This is a genomic window from Mesorhizobium sp. P2_B5 (assembly GCF_056404775.1).
On the sequence record NZ_JBFUDJ010000002.1, the window covers coordinates 55762 to 70882 of the forward strand.

The 15121-nt window shown below is 63.0% G+C and carries 15 protein-coding genes and 1 pseudogene; 4 read left to right on the forward strand and 12 right to left on the reverse strand.

Annotated features, from left to right (window positions below):
- The first annotated feature begins 11 nt into the window (after window positions 1-11).
- Complete coding sequence (locus tag AC1D1N_RS06800; RefSeq protein ID WP_477347425.1) at window positions 12-437, forward strand: cupin domain-containing protein; 426 nt, start codon at window positions 12-14, stop codon at window positions 435-437.
- A 48-nt stretch (window positions 438-485) separates the two neighbouring features.
- Here the strand turns inward: AC1D1N_RS06800 and AC1D1N_RS06805 are convergent, their stop codons facing one another.
- Entirely contained in the window at window positions 486-1106 is a 621-nt protein-coding gene (locus AC1D1N_RS06805; protein ID WP_477347427.1) for a hypothetical protein, read from the reverse strand.
- Between the two features lie 130 nt (window positions 1107-1236).
- Here AC1D1N_RS06805 and AC1D1N_RS06810 point away from each other — a divergent pair.
- Window positions 1237-1368: pseudogene (locus tag AC1D1N_RS06810) on the forward strand (mechanosensitive ion channel family protein); the annotation flags it as partial.
- A 137-nt stretch (window positions 1369-1505) separates the two neighbouring features.
- Here the strand turns inward: AC1D1N_RS06810 and AC1D1N_RS06815 are convergent.
- Window positions 1506-1994: an RrF2 family transcriptional regulator gene (locus AC1D1N_RS06815; RefSeq protein WP_436260344.1), complete on the reverse strand. Its 489-nt coding sequence runs from the start codon at window positions 1992-1994 to the stop codon at window positions 1506-1508.
- Between the two features lie 166 nt (window positions 1995-2160).
- Here AC1D1N_RS06815 and trmFO point away from each other — a divergent pair, with 166 nt between their 5' ends.
- Window positions 2161-3579 (forward strand): methylenetetrahydrofolate--tRNA-(uracil(54)-C(5))-methyltransferase (FADH(2)-oxidizing) TrmFO, encoded by a 1419-nt coding sequence (gene trmFO / locus AC1D1N_RS06820; RefSeq protein ID WP_477347429.1) that lies wholly within the window; start codon window positions 2161-2163, stop codon window positions 3577-3579.
- Between the two features lie 3 nt (window positions 3580-3582).
- On the opposite strand, the gene AC1D1N_RS06825 is transcribed toward trmFO, so the two are convergent.
- The 6 genes from AC1D1N_RS06825 to yajC all read right to left on the reverse strand — a co-directional run bounded on the left by AC1D1N_RS06825 (window position 3583) and on the right by yajC (window position 9482).
- The gene (locus AC1D1N_RS06825; RefSeq protein ID WP_477347431.1) at window positions 3583-4533 is read right to left on the reverse strand and encodes a sterol desaturase family protein; all 951 of its coding nucleotides are present in this window, start codon (window positions 4531-4533) and stop codon (window positions 3583-3585) included.
- Complete coding sequence (locus AC1D1N_RS06830; protein WP_477347433.1) at window positions 4533-4967, reverse strand: hypothetical protein; 435 nt, start codon at window positions 4965-4967, stop codon at window positions 4533-4535. Before AC1D1N_RS06830 ends, AC1D1N_RS06825 begins: the two co-directional genes overlap by 1 nt.
- Before the next feature lie 82 nt (window positions 4968-5049).
- Window positions 5050-5871: a phytoene/squalene synthase family protein gene (locus AC1D1N_RS06835; RefSeq protein WP_477348815.1), complete on the reverse strand. Its 822-nt coding sequence runs from the start codon at window positions 5869-5871 to the stop codon at window positions 5050-5052.
- A gap of 25 nt (window positions 5872-5896) precedes the next feature.
- Window positions 5897-6286 carry an Mth938-like domain-containing protein gene (locus AC1D1N_RS06840; RefSeq protein ID WP_112564768.1) on the reverse strand — a complete coding sequence of 130 codons (390 nt, stop codon included), beginning with the start codon at window positions 6284-6286 and terminating at the stop codon, window positions 5897-5899.
- An 11-nt stretch (window positions 6287-6297) separates the two neighbouring features.
- Entirely contained in the window at window positions 6298-8847 is a 2550-nt protein-coding gene (gene secDF, locus AC1D1N_RS06845; protein ID WP_477347435.1) for a protein translocase subunit SecDF, read from the reverse strand.
- 287 nt (window positions 8848-9134) lie between these two features.
- A complete protein-coding gene (yajC, locus tag AC1D1N_RS06850) occupies window positions 9135-9482 on the reverse strand; it encodes a preprotein translocase subunit YajC (RefSeq protein ID WP_112564772.1) in 348 nt (115 codons plus the stop codon).
- Window positions 9483-9753: 271 nt separating this feature from the next.
- Here yajC and AC1D1N_RS06855 point away from each other — a divergent pair, with 271 nt between their 5' ends.
- Complete coding sequence (locus tag AC1D1N_RS06855) at window positions 9754-10629, forward strand: ATP-binding protein (protein WP_477347437.1); 876 nt, start codon at window positions 9754-9756, stop codon at window positions 10627-10629.
- A 115-nt stretch (window positions 10630-10744) separates the two neighbouring features.
- Here AC1D1N_RS06855 and AC1D1N_RS06860 read toward each other — a convergent pair whose 3' ends face one another.
- The 4 genes from AC1D1N_RS06860 to serS form a co-directional block, all read right to left on the reverse strand.
- Window positions 10745-12250, reverse strand: coding sequence for a peptidoglycan DD-metalloendopeptidase family protein (locus tag AC1D1N_RS06860; protein ID WP_477347439.1), 1506 nt, complete (start codon window positions 12248-12250; stop codon window positions 10745-10747).
- Window positions 12251-12367: 117 nt separating this feature from the next.
- Complete coding sequence (locus AC1D1N_RS06865; RefSeq protein ID WP_112564778.1) at window positions 12368-13021, reverse strand: protein-L-isoaspartate(D-aspartate) O-methyltransferase; 654 nt, start codon at window positions 13019-13021, stop codon at window positions 12368-12370.
- A gap of 26 nt (window positions 13022-13047) precedes the next feature.
- Window positions 13048-13809, reverse strand: coding sequence for a 5'/3'-nucleotidase SurE (gene surE / locus AC1D1N_RS06870; RefSeq protein ID WP_477347441.1), 762 nt, complete (start codon window positions 13807-13809; stop codon window positions 13048-13050).
- Window positions 13809-15113, reverse strand: a complete 1305-nt coding sequence (serS, locus tag AC1D1N_RS06875) for a serine--tRNA ligase (protein ID WP_477347443.1) — start codon at window positions 15111-15113, stop codon at window positions 13809-13811. Before serS ends, surE begins: the two co-directional genes overlap by 1 nt.
- Window positions 15114-15121 lie beyond the last annotated feature (8 nt).

Consider the following 15121-nt stretch of genomic DNA (forward strand, 5'->3'; position numbering starts at 1 on the left):
GGAGTTTCGAAATGATCAAGTCCATCGCCGCAGCAGTCATCGTGACGGCAGCCCTGGCCAACCCGGCCGGAGCCAAGGATGCTCCCGCCGGCGAAAAGGCCGCCAAAGTCACGCTTGTCTATGAACATGAACTGCCGAATGTGCCAGGCAAGAGCATCAAGGGCATCCTGGTTGAATATGGTCCCGGTGGCTTCTCCGAGGCGCACACCCATCCGAGCTCGGCCTTCATCTACGCGACGGTTCTGGAAGGCTCCATCCGCAGCCAGGTCAATGACGATCCGGCCAAGGTCTACAAGGCCGGCGAGAGCTTTTCGGAAATGCCGGGCGATCGCCACAGCGTGAGCGAGAACGGCAGCAAGACCAAGCCGGCAAAACTGCTGGCCGTCTTCGTCGTCGATACAGCCCAGAAAGAACTGACCTATCCGGTCACGAAATAGGCCGAAAAGGCCGGACGCCGTCCTGGCTTCCGGACTTGCCTGTGAGCTTTATCCTATCGGGGACCCATGTTCGGCAATCATCATTCCGTTGCCCTGGTCTTGATCAATCTTCTGGGGCTTGCCGGCATTGTCGTCTGGTATTTCCAGGGCCGTGGGCGCCCGATGGCACGCCTGATCGTCCAGATCCTGTTCTTCGCCAGCATGACTGCAGTGCTCTGGCTCAGCGGAATCCTGCCGCATTGGATGGCTGAGACCGATCTTCAGGGCGCGTATCTGGCAAAGTCGGCGCGCATCCTCTGGTGGATACACCTTGCCTGGACGCTTGTCGGCTTTGTGCGCCTCTATATCGTCGTGGAACATCGGCCGCGAGAAGCGCGCCTGCTCCAGGAACTGGTCGTCGCTGTCATCTATCTCGGCGTGGCGCTGTCGATAACGGGTTTCGTCTTCGGCGTTCCCGTCGCAACGCTGGCGGCAACGTCGGGCGTGGTTGCCATCATCGTCGGGCTTGCGCTGCAGAACACGCTTGGCGACGTCTTTTCCGGCATTGCGCTGACGCTGGGGCGTCCCTACACGCTCGGCGACTGGATCATGCTGGGCGACGGCACGGAAGGACGCATCGTTCGAAACAACCTGGCGCTCCACGTATCTGCTTACCGGTGCGTCCAACATTGTCGTCCTGCCCAACAGCGTGTTGGCGAAACTCAGCCTGACCAATCTAAGCCGTCCCGACGAGAGGCAGCTGATCAGCGTGAACGTGCGGATTGCCAGGACGCAGGCACCGCATGTCATCGAGGAAACCATGCGCGAGGCCCTCCGAAACTGCGAGCGGATCGTCAAGGACCCGGCACCGCTTGTCGCGCTCAAGGATATCGACGCGGTTGCAATCGGGGTGGACCTGTTCTTTTGCGTGGCCGGTCCGGCCGACCGGTTGCTTGCGAGGAATGAGGTGATCGACTCTGTTCATCGGCATTGCGAGGCGAATGGTCTTTCCCTGGCTATGCCGCCGCAGAGCTATGCCATCCTGCTGCCGGGGCGACGGGAGACCAGCCGCAAGCGAAGCTCATGCGCTCAGCCGGCGCGCTCTAGCACCCATTCAAAACTGTTCTTCCAAAGCTCAGCCGGAATCTCCTGCGCCAGCGCTTCGGTGAGGTCGGAAAGTCGGACACTGCGCAGTTTTGCCCGCCAGGCCTCGTCGGCTTCCCACATGATGCGAGACACCGCGCAGGGACCGCTTTCGCAATAGCCCTGCGGACGGCACGGATTGTTTTCGCGGATGTTAGTGCACACAAATGTCCGCGATTTGCCCTCCACGGCTTCCACGATCTCAAGGAAGGTCAACTCGGCCGGCGGCCGCGCCAGCCGGTATCCGCCTGACGGACCGAGCGTGGTATCGACCAGGCCCGCTTGCGACAGGCTTTGCAGCGCCTTGGAGAGATACTCCTTGGGAAGGCCGTGGAATTCGGCGAGCGCTTTAGTGGAGAGGTAGCGCCCTGCGGGCAGGCCCGCGAGAATGGCGCAGCAGTGCAGCGCCCATTCGACTTGGCTTTTCAGGATCATCAATGGGTTCCGGGTCGATACCAATCAAGCTTATATTAAGGATATGAAATATCCCTATTTCCCTGCGGTGTAAACACACGGTCCGGCGCAATGGTTACGGGATGGCAGCAGCCCATGCGCAGACGGCCAATTGCCAACAGCGCGGCAAGCGATTATTCCGGCGCTCATGAGCAAAAATCCCATCCATATCGTCGGCGGCGGACTCGCCGGCTCCGAAGCCGCTTGGCAAGCAGCACAAGCCGGCGTGCCAGTGATCCTCCATGAAATGCGCCCGGTGCGCGGCACCGATGCCCACAAGACCGACGGGCTGGCCGAGCTCGTCTGCTCCAACTCCTTCCGCTCCGACGATGCCGAAAACAACGCCGTCGGCCTGCTGCATGCCGAAATGCGGCTGGCCGGCTCGCTGATCATGAGCGCCGGCGACGCCAACCAGGTGCCGGCCGGCGGCGCGCTCGCCGTCGACCGCGACGGTTTCTCCGACGCGGTGACCAAAAAACTCGAAGCGCATCCGCTGATCACCATTGAACGCGAGGAAGTGCCAGGCCTGCCGCCGGCGGAATGGGACCAGGCGATCATCGCCACCGGCCCGCTGACCGCGCCCTCGCTTGCCCAGTCGATCGCCGAGGCGACCGGCGCCGATGCGCTGGCCTTCTTCGACGCCATCGCCCCGATCATCCATTTCGACACCATCGACATGGACACCTGCTGGTTCCAGTCGCGCTACGACAAGGTCGGGCCCGGCGGCACCGGCAAGGACTACATCAACTGCCCGATGGACAAGGAGCAGTATCTCGCCTTCGTGCAGGCACTGGTCGACGGCCAGAAGGCCGAATTCAAGCAATGGGAAGGCACACCCTATTTCGACGGCTGCCTGCCGATCGAGATCATGGCCGAGCGCGGCGTCGAGACGCTGCGCTATGGACCGATGAAGCCGATGGGGCTGACCAATGCGCACAATCCGACAGTAAAAGCCTATGCGGTGGTGCAGCTGCGCCAGGACAATGCGCTGGGCACGCTCTACAACATGGTCGGTTTCCAGACCAAGCTGAAGCATGCCGAGCAAGTGCGCGTGTTCCGAACCATTCCCGGGCTCGAAAACGCCGACTTCGCCCGGCTGGGCGGCCTGCACCGCAATACCTACATCAATTCGCCGACGCTGCTCGACGCCTCGCTGCAGCTGAAGTCGCGGCCCGGCCTGCGCTTCGCCGGCCAGATCACCGGCTGCGAGGGCTATGTCGAGAGCGCGGCCATCGGCCTGCTCGCCGGCCGCTTCGCTGCTGCCGAGCGGCTCGGCCATGCGCCATCGCTGCCGCCACTCACCACCGCCTTCGGTGCATTGCTCAACCACATCACCGGCGGCCACATCGTCTCCGATGATGAGCCGGGCAAACGCTCATTCCAGCCGATGAACGTCAATTTCGGCCTGTTCCCGCCGGTCGAAGCACCGAAGACCGAGGGCAAACGCCTGCGCGGCAAGGACAAGACGGTGGCCAAGCGCCACGCGATCACGTCGCGTGCGCGGGCTGATTGCCGGGAGTGGCTGGGATTGCCGGCGCAACCAGAAACTGCCGAAGCTGCGGAGTAATCCCTACTCCGCCAGCTCAGCCCTCACCATCGGCAGCCCCGGCTTGCCCGCATCGCCCGGGTTCCTCCTGACATAGGCCGCCTTCAAACTCTCCGAAGTCTCGCGTGAGCCGTCATGGCTCCAGCCTGGCGGCTTGATCAGGTAGTTGAGCCGGTCGCGCATCGTCAGTCCCGGTGCGAACGCATCCCTGAACATGCCTATCCACTCGTGGAAAGCCACCTTCAGCGGATTGAAGGTGCCGAGATTTTTCACGATGCCGTAGCGCGGCCGGTCCTCCTCCAACTCCTCGACGAAGGTGCCGAACATGCGGTCCCAGATGATCAGCGTGCCGGCATAGTTGGCGTCTAGATAGCGCGGATTGGTGGCGTGGTGAACGCGGTGATGCGAGGGCGTGTTGAAGATGAATTCGAACCAGCCCCACATCTTGCCGATCGCCTCGGTGTGGATCCAGAACTGCCAGACTAGGTTGAAACCGAAGGTGAAGGCGATCACCGCCGGATGGAAGCCGAGCAACACCAACGGCGCCTGCAAAACGAACATGAAGGTGAACAGCCCGGTCCAGCTTTGCCGCAGCGCCGTCGACAGATTGTAGTGCTGGCTGGAATGGTGGTTGACATGCTCGGCCCACACCCAGCGCACCCGGTGCGCGATGCGGTGATAGACATAGTAGCGCAGGTCATCGAGCAGGAAGGCAGCCAGGAACACCCATACCGACAGGCCGAGATTGAAGAAGCGGAACTGCCACAGCCACAACAGCGCCCAGTAGGAAACGACGCCGAGCAAGAGGCCGGCAACGACATTGCCGGTGCCCATCATCAGGCTGGTCAGCGTGTCGCGCGTCTCGAACGAGCCCTTGGCGCGGCCGGTCCGCACCAACCATAATTCGATCAGGATGGCGGCGACGAAGAACGGAATGGCAAGCTGGGTCACTTCAGGGAAATTGTAGTCGTCCATCACGCGGCCTTCCTCGCCAGGCTCGGATTGTGCGGCGCAAGCGCTGCCGCGACAGCCTTGGCGTCAGCCTTGTCGGTGAAGGCGAAGCGTCCGCCTTTCCAGGTGAAGTCGGCCAGTCTGAGCGCGATCGCGCCGGCTTCGTCGACGTCGAGGGCCAGGACATCATGTGGCGTGACGATGCGGGTCAAGAAGCAGTCGCCGACGCTGTGGACGATGCCGATGCGCGCTGGACCGAGATCGAGAAACGCCGTCCTGGCGTCCGCCGTTAGGCGCACCACTCCCGCTTTCTCGTCCGGAAAATCATCGGCAAACCGGCTGAGCGCCTGATCCGCACCGGCAAGCGTAGCTATCTTGCTGCCGCCGGTGAAGTGCACGGCGAGCACCGACAGCGCAATGCCGACAACGACGAGTGCAACCAGCACAGGCAGGCTCATGAACAGAAATCTCCTCCGGACCGGTCGCGTCTTTTGGCGACGATTTCGGGCCGAAGAATCTCTAGCACGATTGACGTTTACGTCAAATGGCTGGCCAGCCCCGCGTCGCGCGTCTGAGCAACAGCCAATGCCGGCGCAAGGCGGAAAGCCGTGCTACGCCGGCCGGAGGCGCTTGGCGACCACTCGCCATCTTGCCGAGATAGGCCCTGGTAAGGGCCAACGGCAAAAAAGCCGGGCGCAGCGTCTCTGGAACGGCCGAAGCCCCTTGCTCGAAAGCGCTGAGATGCTCCTGCGCCAATGCCATCATCGCTGCCACCGCTCGCTCCGCGCCGGGACCGCCATCGCCGCTGACAAACTCCTCAGGCGACGAGCCCGCCGCTGCCAGAATATCGGCCGGCACAAAGCATTGGCCGCGCCGTCGATGCAGCGGCAACAGCAGCAGAAGGCCGGTCATCGCCTGCGCACAGCCCGCCCGGCCCGCCAGTTCGGCAAAACGCGGCGCCTCGATGGGATCGAGCACCATCGCCGCAAGCTGGATCAGCGCTGCCGCCGTCTCGCCGCAATAGCCTTCAAGATCGGTACGCGACGGCATCGGATCGTCATAGAGGTCGAAGATGCGGGCTTCGAGCATGTTGTGGAAGGCAGCTTTCGGCAGGCCGCGATCGGCAATCGTCGCCTTCAGCGCGTCGGCGAGAGGGTTGCCGGAGACCGCGGCCTCAGTGGCGATGACATCGCGCCACCATTGCAACCTCACCTCGCCAGGCAGCGCCTCGTGAATACGATCGCGGACAGACGCGATCTCGGCATTGAAGGCGTAAAGCGAAAACAGCGCCTGGCGCTTGTCGGCAGGTGCATAGAGCGCGCTGACGTAGCGGTCATGGTCGCCGGCGCGCACCGCCTCCATGACGATGTTGGCGGTATCGGTCACGTCAGTCGACGGCGATAAGGGCTGCGGCCACGGCGCGGTCTTCGGCAAGCAGCACATTGTAGGTCCGCACCGCCGCTCCCGTCGACATCGGGTCGGAGGCAATGCCCGCCGCTTTCAATGCCGCGCGCAGTGCCGCCGGCAACGGTCGCAAATCCTTGCCGGTGCCGACCAGCAGGATCTCGACCTTGCCGGCCTCGGCCAAAAGGAGGCTGAAATCCGCCGCCGTCAGCGCCAGCGGATCGGCCGGTTCCCAGCCATGGATGCCCGAGGGCAGGCACAGCAGCGAGCCGCGATGCGACATATCGGCGAAGCGGAAGCCGCCATTGCCATAGGCCTCGATCGGGGCGCGGCCGGGGAAATGCGCCTCGCGGATGACGATGCCTTTTGCCACCGGGGTGGCCGTCAGGTCGCCACGGCCTTGCCGCCACCCACCGGCTTCTCCTCGTCCGCCGTCGCCTGCGGCCTTAGCCTGAACAGGATCAGCAACGGTGCTGCGATGAAGATCGACGAATAGGTACCGAAGACGACGCCGAACAGCATCGCCATGGTGAACGACCGGATCACTTCACCGCCGAACAGCACCAGCGCCAACAGCGCCAGGATCGTCGTCACCGAGGTCAGCGTCGTTCTCGACAGGGTCTCGTTGATGGCGTTGTTCAGCAATTGCGGCAGCGGCATCTTTTTGTATTTTCTGAGATCCTCGCGGACACGGTCATAGACGACGATCGTATCGTTCAACGAATAGCCGATGATGGTCAGGATCGCCGCCAACGACGACTGGTTGAACTCGAGCCCGGTGATGACGAAGAAGCCCAGCGTCATCACCACATCGTGCACCGTCGCCACGATGGCGCCGACGGCGAACTGCCATTCGAAGCGGAACCAGACATAGATCAGGATGCCTATCAGCGCGACCAGCATGGCAATGGTGCCCTGCTTGGCCAGTTCGCCCGAGACCGTGGGGCCTACCACTTCGACGCGGCGGAAATCATAATTATCCTGCAGCTCACCGCGCACCTTGTCGATGACGGTCTGCTCGGCATTCTCGCCACCCTCCTGGGTGCCGACGCGGATCAGCACGTCGTTGGGGGCGCCGAACTGCTGCACCTGCACTTCACCGATGTTGAGCTCCGACAGCCGGCTTCTGATATCGCCGATATCGGCGTCGCCTTGCTTGGATTGCACCTCGATGATCGAGCCGCCCTTGAAATCGATGCCGTAATTGATGTCGATGGTCAGGAATCCAATAACCGACAGGACCGACAGCAGGCTCGACAGCGCGAAGGTCCAGCGGCGGATGCCCATGAACGGGATTTTTGTGCCCGGCGGAATGAAGGTCACCGGCGCACGCGGCAATTCCTTCGGGCGCGCGCGGCGCAGCCAGATCGACACCAGCAGACGGGTGAAGGTGAAGGCGGTGAACACCGTGGTCAGGATGCCGATGGCATAGGTGATGGCGAAGCCCTTGACCGGGCCGGTGCCGAGATAAAACAGCACCACGGTGGCGATCAGCGACGTCACGTTGGAATCGACGATGGTCGCCAACGCCTTCGAGAAGCCGGTATCGATCGCCTGGATCACGGAGCGGCCAAGCCGTCGCTCCTCGCGGATGCGCTCATAAATCAGCACGTTGGAATCGACCGCCATGCCGATGGTCAGCACGATACCGGCAATGCCGGGCAAGGTCAGCGTCGCACCAAGCAACGACAACAGACCGACGATCATCGCCACGTGCACGGCAAGCGCAATGTTGGCGAGGAAGCCGAGGAAGCCGTAGGCGACGAACATGAAGGCGACGACAAGGATGGAGCCGATAATGCCGGCGACCTTGCCGGCATGGATCGAATCCTGGCCGAGGCCCGGGCCCACCGTGCGTTCTTCGATCACGGTCAGCTTCGCCGGCAGCGCGCCGGCGCGCAGCAGCACGGCGAGATCATTGGCGCTTTCAGCGGTGAAATTGCCCGAAATCTGGCCGCTGCCACCGAGGATCGGTTCGCGAATGACCGGCGCCGAGATTACCTGATTGTCGAGGATGATGGCGAATGGCTTGCCGACATTCTGCTGGGTCGCCTGGCCGAACCGGGTCGCACCGCGCGAATTGAAGGTGAACGAAACCACCGGCTCGTTGGTCTGCGAGTTGTAGGTTGCCGTCGCCTTGGCGAGATCTTCGCCGGAAACGATGACGCGATTTTCGACCAGATACGGAACCGGCGGATCATCCTGCGAGTAAAGCACCGAGGAGCCTGCCGGCGGGCGGCCATTGAGCGCATCCTGCACCGACATCGAGGTGTCGACCATCTGGAACGTCATCTTGGCGGTCTGGCCGATGATCTCCTTCAGCCTTTGCGGATCCTGCAGGCCGGGCACCTGGACCAGCACACGGTCGTCGCCCTGCCGCTGCACGATCGGCTCGGTGGTGCCGAGTTCGTTGACGCGGCGCTCGACGACTTCGATCGACTGCGCCAATGCGGCCGAAGTGCGGTATTTGACGCCGGCATCGGTGACGGTGAATTTGAGCACGCCGGCTTCGGAATCATCCAGCGACATTTCCTGGATGGAACCGCCGGTGAACAGGCCGGCGGCGACCGGATCTGTCAGCGGCTTGAGCGCCGTCTTGGCGGCATCAATCTGATTGGGGTCCGTTATGCGCACCTGCACAGTTTTGCCGGTGCCGCCGAGACCGGTATAGCCCACCTTGGCGTCGCGCAGCAGCGTGCGGATTTCGTCGCGCGTCGTCTCCAGCTGCGCCTTGACCAGATCGTTCTGGTCCATCTGCAAGAGGATATGCGAGCCGCCCTGCAGGTCGAGACCGAGCGTCATCTGCCGCTTCGGCACCCAGCTTGGCAGTTGCGCCAATGTGCTGGCGGGGAAAAGGTTGGGCGCGGCAAGGATGAACGTGGCGGCCACGGCCAGCCAGATCAGGATCATCTTCAGGCGCGAAAAATACAGCATATGGCGTCGTCCGTCAGGGCATACTGGCGGATCGTTCCGCCGACAATTCGGTTATTTCTTGGCGTTGTTATTTGCCACCGGCCCGCCCTTACCCTGCACATCGTCGATTGTCGAGCGCGCCAACGCCAAATTGCCGCCGCCGCCGGGGTGGGTTCCGGCGTCAATCGGTTGATTTACGGCCATATTATAACGCGGACACCGCCAGATGTGACGCGAAATCGACATCCAGCTTTGCCCGCAGTATCGGCGGATCACGCCGCCCGAAGATCCGTCATCGTCTGTGGAGATTATTTCTTGGCGTTCTGGTTGGCCACCGGCTCGCCCTTGACCCGCACATCGGCGATCGTCGAGCGCAGTGCCGTCACCTTGGTGCCGCCGCCGAGGTCGATCTCGAGCTCATGGTCGTCAATCACCTTGGTCACCTTGCCGACGAAGCCGCCGCCGGTGATGACCGTGTCGCCACGGCGCACCGCCGAGAGCATCTCCTGGCGCTTCTTCAGCTGCGCGCGCTGCGGCCGGATGATGAGGAAATACATGATCACGAAGATCAGCACGAACGGGAGTATCATGCCGATATCCCCGAACGGGCCAAGCGGAGTTCCTGTGGCTTGGGCGTATGCCGGTGTGACGAACATCAAGAACTCCTGGTTACGAAGAAGGCCATAAGGCGGCCTCGCCAAATTTGGCCGGAATATAGTGGGTAAAGTTGCCAATGCAACTGGACGGCCCGGCTTTCGGCTGCTTTTCCAGCCCGGTGACCCGTGTTAGAGCATGCTCCCGGATGACGGGGCGTGGTTTGCACAAAAGATCACGCTCAAACAAAAGCTTGGAACCAGTTCCTATCTCGCCCGGACCAGGACGATTTCCGCCGCTACGCACGTTTGCAGAACAACAAAAGACCGAGACATGACCGACAGCACCATCGAGGCCCTGAACCAAAAGCTCGACCGCCTGATCGAGGCTGTCACCCGCCTCGCCCCGCCGCCGGTGCCGCAGACCGATCTTGCCGTGGCCGACTGCTTCGTCTGGCAGGCCGATCCCGGCTATCTCGAACCGGTGCACAAGGTCAATCGCGTCGACATCGGCCTGATCCGCGGAGTCGACCGCGTGCGCGACATACTGGTCGAAAACACCGAGCGCTTCGCCGCCGGCCACGCCGCCAACAACGTGCTGCTGTGGGGCGCGCGCGGCATGGGCAAGTCCTCGCTGGTCAAGGCGGTGCATGCGCAGATCAACGCCAAAGCCAAATCCGGCCTGCCGCTGAAACTGATCGAGATCCATCGCGAGGACATCGACACGCTGCCCAGGCTGATGGGCCAATTGAAGGCGGCGCCCTTCCGCATCATCCTGTTTTGCGACGATCTGTCGTTCGACCATGACGACACGTCCTACAAGTCGCTGAAGGCAGCCCTTGAAGGCGGCGTCGAGGGCCGCCCGGCCAATGTCATCTTCTACGCGACCTCGAACCGCCGGCACCTCTTGCCGCGCGACATGATCGACAATGAGCGCTCGACCGCCATCAACCCATCCGAGGCGGTCGAGGAAAAGGTTTCACTGTCCGATCGTTTCGGCCTGTGGCTCGGCTTCCACAAATGTTCGCAGGACGAATACCTCGACATGGTCAATGGCTATGCCAGCCATCACGGGCTGGAGATCGACCCGGAGCAACTGCGCGCCGAAGCGCTCGAATGGGCAACAACGCGCGGCAGCCGCTCGGGCCGTGTCGCCTGGCAGTTCACCCAGGATCTGGCCGGCCGCCTCGGCAAGCCGCTCAACGACTGACAGCGATTCGGCAAAGCTGAAGAAGCCCGCCCCTTGCGGAGCGGGCTGAGCCGGCGGGCCGGACTGGAGGTCAGACGGCCTGCAATCGTTTATTGTTCTATTCGAGACAGCCCGACTATTCGAGATAGCCGGACGGATCGACCGGGGCCGAGTTCTTGCGCACTTCGAAGTGCAGCTTCGGCGAGTCGGTGGTGCCGCTCATGCCCGACAGCGCGATTTCCTGGCCACGCTTGACCTTCTGGCCGCGCTGCACCTCGATCGAACTGGCGTGGCCATAGACGGTGACCAGACCGTTTTCGTGGCGCACCAGCACCGTGTTGCCGAATTCCTTGAGGCCGTCGCCGGCATAGATGACCACGCCATTCTCGGCCGCCTTGACCGGCGTCCCTTCCGGCACGGCGATGTCGACACCGTCCTTGCCGCCGCCAAAGCTGGAGATGACGCGGCCACGCACCGGCCAACGCATCTTGCCGATGCCGGTGGCATCCGGCGCGACAGCGTCGTCGTCCTCAGCCTGCTGGATGACCTTGGCGTCCTTCTTCGGCGGCGTGTAGGTCGCGAGCGTCTCAGTCGGCTTTGCCGCTGGCTGGGTGGTGGCCGTCGTCACCGGATCGACCTTTGCCGGCTTGGTGCTGGCGACGGTCGCAGTGCCGCCGGCCGGAACCTTCAGCGTCTGGCCGATCTTGAGCAGGCCGTCCTGCATGCCGTTTGCCTGCTTCAGCGCGACGACGCCGACGCCGGTCTTCCTGGCGATGGAGGACAGGCTATCGCCCTGCTGTACCGTGTAGGTGCCGGCGCCGGCCTTTGGTGCGGCGGCGGCAGTCTGCGCCGGCGTGTCGGTCTTTGGCTTGTTCGCGGCGGCCGAGGCGTCGACCTGCGCGGCGGATTTGCCGTCCTTGAGTTTCGACTGCTGCGGCAGCACGGCGACCTTCTCCGGCGCCGGCGCCTTGGGGCTGTTCGCCGGCTTGCCATCGGCAACTTTCGGCTCGGTCCCCTTGCTCGAATAGGCATAGGCCGGGATGACCAGCTTCTGGCCGGTCTTCAGCCCCTTGGTGGCGCTCAAGCCGTTGACCTTCATGATCACATCGGCCGGCACGTGATAGCGCTGGGCGATGCCGGAAATGGTCTCGCCGTCCCTGATGACGATCTCGGTGGCATGCGGCGTGCCGGCGGCCGGCTTCGGTGCATAAGGCTCATCAGCATTCTTGAACGGCCTTGCCGGCTGAACGGTGCCGGTCGTCGTCGTCCGGTCGACATGCGGTGCCGGCGCAAGCGCCGGCGCGGAAGCGGTGCGCATCGGCGCCGCCGCCGGCTGGCTTGGCGGCGGCAGCTGCTGCACGGTGACCGGCTCCAGGCTGGAGCGGCTGACCGACTGGGTGTGGCTGCCATCGACCGGTGCTGCAGCGATCGGCGCCGGCGAAACATCGCCCGGATAGGGCTGCGCGGTGCTCTGCTTGTCGATGATGGCGCGCTGATTGTTGGTTGAGGAGGTGAAGACGTCGTCTACACCGTTGAACCGCGAGGCCTGGGAACTACACCCCGCAGCCACGCCGGCTAGCATGAGGACAGCGCAACCCCGCGACAGAGTACGCCCGTTTGCCTTCAAAACACTGAATTGCATCGCACTAACCCGCACAGACCCGGTACACACTGGTCATGATTAAAGCGCGTTAATGTTACTGGCGGGTTAACCCATTAGAATCCGACGCAAATTTTCTTAAAATACTCGAGCGTGCTGCTAGATGACGGCCGCAACGCTGCGCAGGATCGGCTGCAGGCGCACGGTTCCGATATCCTCGCGCTCGAAACGGCTGCCGACCTTGGTCAGCTTGGCCAGCACCTGCTCGCCCTCTTCCGGTCCGATCGGCGCAATGACGATGCCGCCGGACGACAACTGGTCGAGCAGGAAGCGCGGCAGGCTGTCGAATGCCGCCCAGGCGACGATGCGGTCGAACGGCCCTTCATTGGCAAGCCCATTCGAACCGTCCGCCTGGCGCACGACGACATTGCCGATGCCGAGCGCCTCGAAGCGTTGCTTCGCCTGTTCGGCCAGCGTCTTGTAGCGGTCGATAGTGACGATGCGCGCCGCCAGCCGTGACATCACCGCCGCCGTGTAGCCGGACCCTGTGCCGATCTCGAGCACCCGATTTCCGGGCTCTATTGCCAACGATGCGATCACCGCTGCCTGCAGGTCGGCGCCCTCGATCGCCTCGCCGCATTCGATCGGCAGCATGCCGTCCGACCAGGCGATGGAATGGTACTGTCCATTGAGGAAGCCGCGCCGCGGCGTCGCCTCGAAGGCGGCGATCAGCGCCTTCGGCACCGCGCCGCGGCCACGCAGGCGCAGCAGGAAAGCGGCAAAACCCTCGCGGTCGTCGAGCGGCAAGTTCATGCAAAAACCTTGTTCATGCCAAAACCTTAATCAGACAGAGCCTTGGTCAGTTGATCGCGGATTTCATGCGCGGTGAGGTCGAGCTGCAGCGGCGTCACCGACACCAGCCGATTGCGCAAGGCGTAGAGGTCGGTGCCTTGCTTGCCTTCGACCGGCTCGCGGCCGAAGCGCAGCCAGTAATAAGGCAGGCCGCGCCCGTCCCGGCGCTCGTCGACCCACAGGCTATGCACCAGCTTGCCTTGCGAAGTGACGACAGTGCCGGCGACCTCGTCAGGCAGACAATTCGGAAAATTGACGTTGAGCAGCACGCCATCCGGCAGCGGCATGGCGACGAGCTTCTTCAGCAGCACAGGCGCCAACGTCTCGGTGGTCTCGTAGGGAACAACGCGATCCTCGCCGACATAGGAATAGCCTTGGCTGAGCGCAATCGAGCGGATGCCGAGAAGCGCGCCTTCCATGGCGCCGGCCACGGTGCCGGAATAAGTCACGTCGTCGGCGATGTTGGCGCCGGAGTTGACGCCCGACAGGATCAGGTCAGGCGCGCCGGGCAAGATCTTCTTGACGCCCATGATGACGCAGTCGGTCGGCGTGCCGCGCACGGCATAATGCTTCTCGCCGATCTTCCTCAGGCGCAGCGGCTCCGAGATCGACAGCGAATGCGCATAGCCCGACTGGTCCTGCTCCGGCGCCACCACCCAGACATCGTCCGAAAGCGTGCGGGCGATGCGTTCGAGCGACGCCAGGCCCTCGGCGTGGATGCCGTCATCATTGGTCAGAAGAATGCGCATTATTTCGATTCGATCTTCGCCAGACCGCCCATATAAGGCCGCAGCACTTCAGGAATCGTTACGCTGCCATCCTCATTCTGGTAGTTTTCGATGACAGCTATGAGTGCGCGGCCGACGGCAGTACCCGAACCGTTCAGAGTGTGCACGAAGCGATTGCCCTTGCCGTCCTTGTCCTTATAGCGGGCATCCATGCGCCGGGCCTGGAAATCGCCGCAGACCGAGCAAGAAGAGATTTCGCGATAGGCGTTCTGGCCGGGCAGCCAGACCTCGATGTCATAGGTCTTGCGCGCCCCAAAGCCCATGTCGCCGGTGCACAGCACCATGGTGCGAAACGGCAGTTCCAGCCGCTTCAGCACTTCTTCGGCGCATTGCGTCATCCGCTCATGCTCGGCCAGCGAAGACTCCTGGTCGGTGATCGAGACCAGCTCGACCTTGTAGAACTGGTGCTGGCGCAGCATGCCGCGCGTGTCACGCCCGGCCGAACCCGCTTCCGAACGGAAGCATGGCGTCAGCGCGGTGTAGCGCAGAGGCAATTTTTCGTGAGCCGTGATCTCTTCACGAACGAGATTGGTGAGCGGCACTTCCGCCGTGGGGATCAGGCCCAGCCGGCCATCGCCATGCGGCGTGAAGAACAGATCGTCCTCGAATTTCGGCAGCTGGTTGGTGCCGAACAAGACTTCGTCCTTGACCATCAGAGGCGGGATGATTTCCTCATAACCGTGCTCGGTGGTGTGCAAATCGAGCATGAACTGGCCGATGGCGCGCTCCATGCGTGCCAGCCCGCTCTTCAGCACGGTGAAGCGCGAGCCCGACAGCTTTGCCGCCCGCTCGAAATCCATCATGCCGAGCGCTTCGCCGATCTCGAAATGCTCCTTCACCCAGTTCGGCCGCGTCGGCACCTTGCCGACGGTGCGCTTGACGACATTGTCGTGCTCGTCTTTGCCGACCGGAACATCGTCGAGCGGCACGTTAGGCAGCACCGCCAGCGCATCGTTCAGCGCCTTGTCGAGTTCGCGCTCGCGCGCCTCGCCATTCTGGATGAAGGTCTTGATGTCGCCGACTTCGGCCTTGAGCTTTTCGGCAAGGGCTGCGTCGCCCGAGCGCATGGCGTTGCCGATCTCCTTCGAGGCGGCGTTGCGGCGCTCCTGCTTGGTCTGCAATTCGGTGACATGCTCGCGACGCGCCTCGTCCCTGGCGATCAGATCATCGACCGTGGACTGCGCCTCGTCAGCCAACCACGAGCGCTTTACCAGCGCCTCGACAAGGGCCTTCGGGTTGTCGCGAATCCATTTGATATCAAGCATGGGTACTA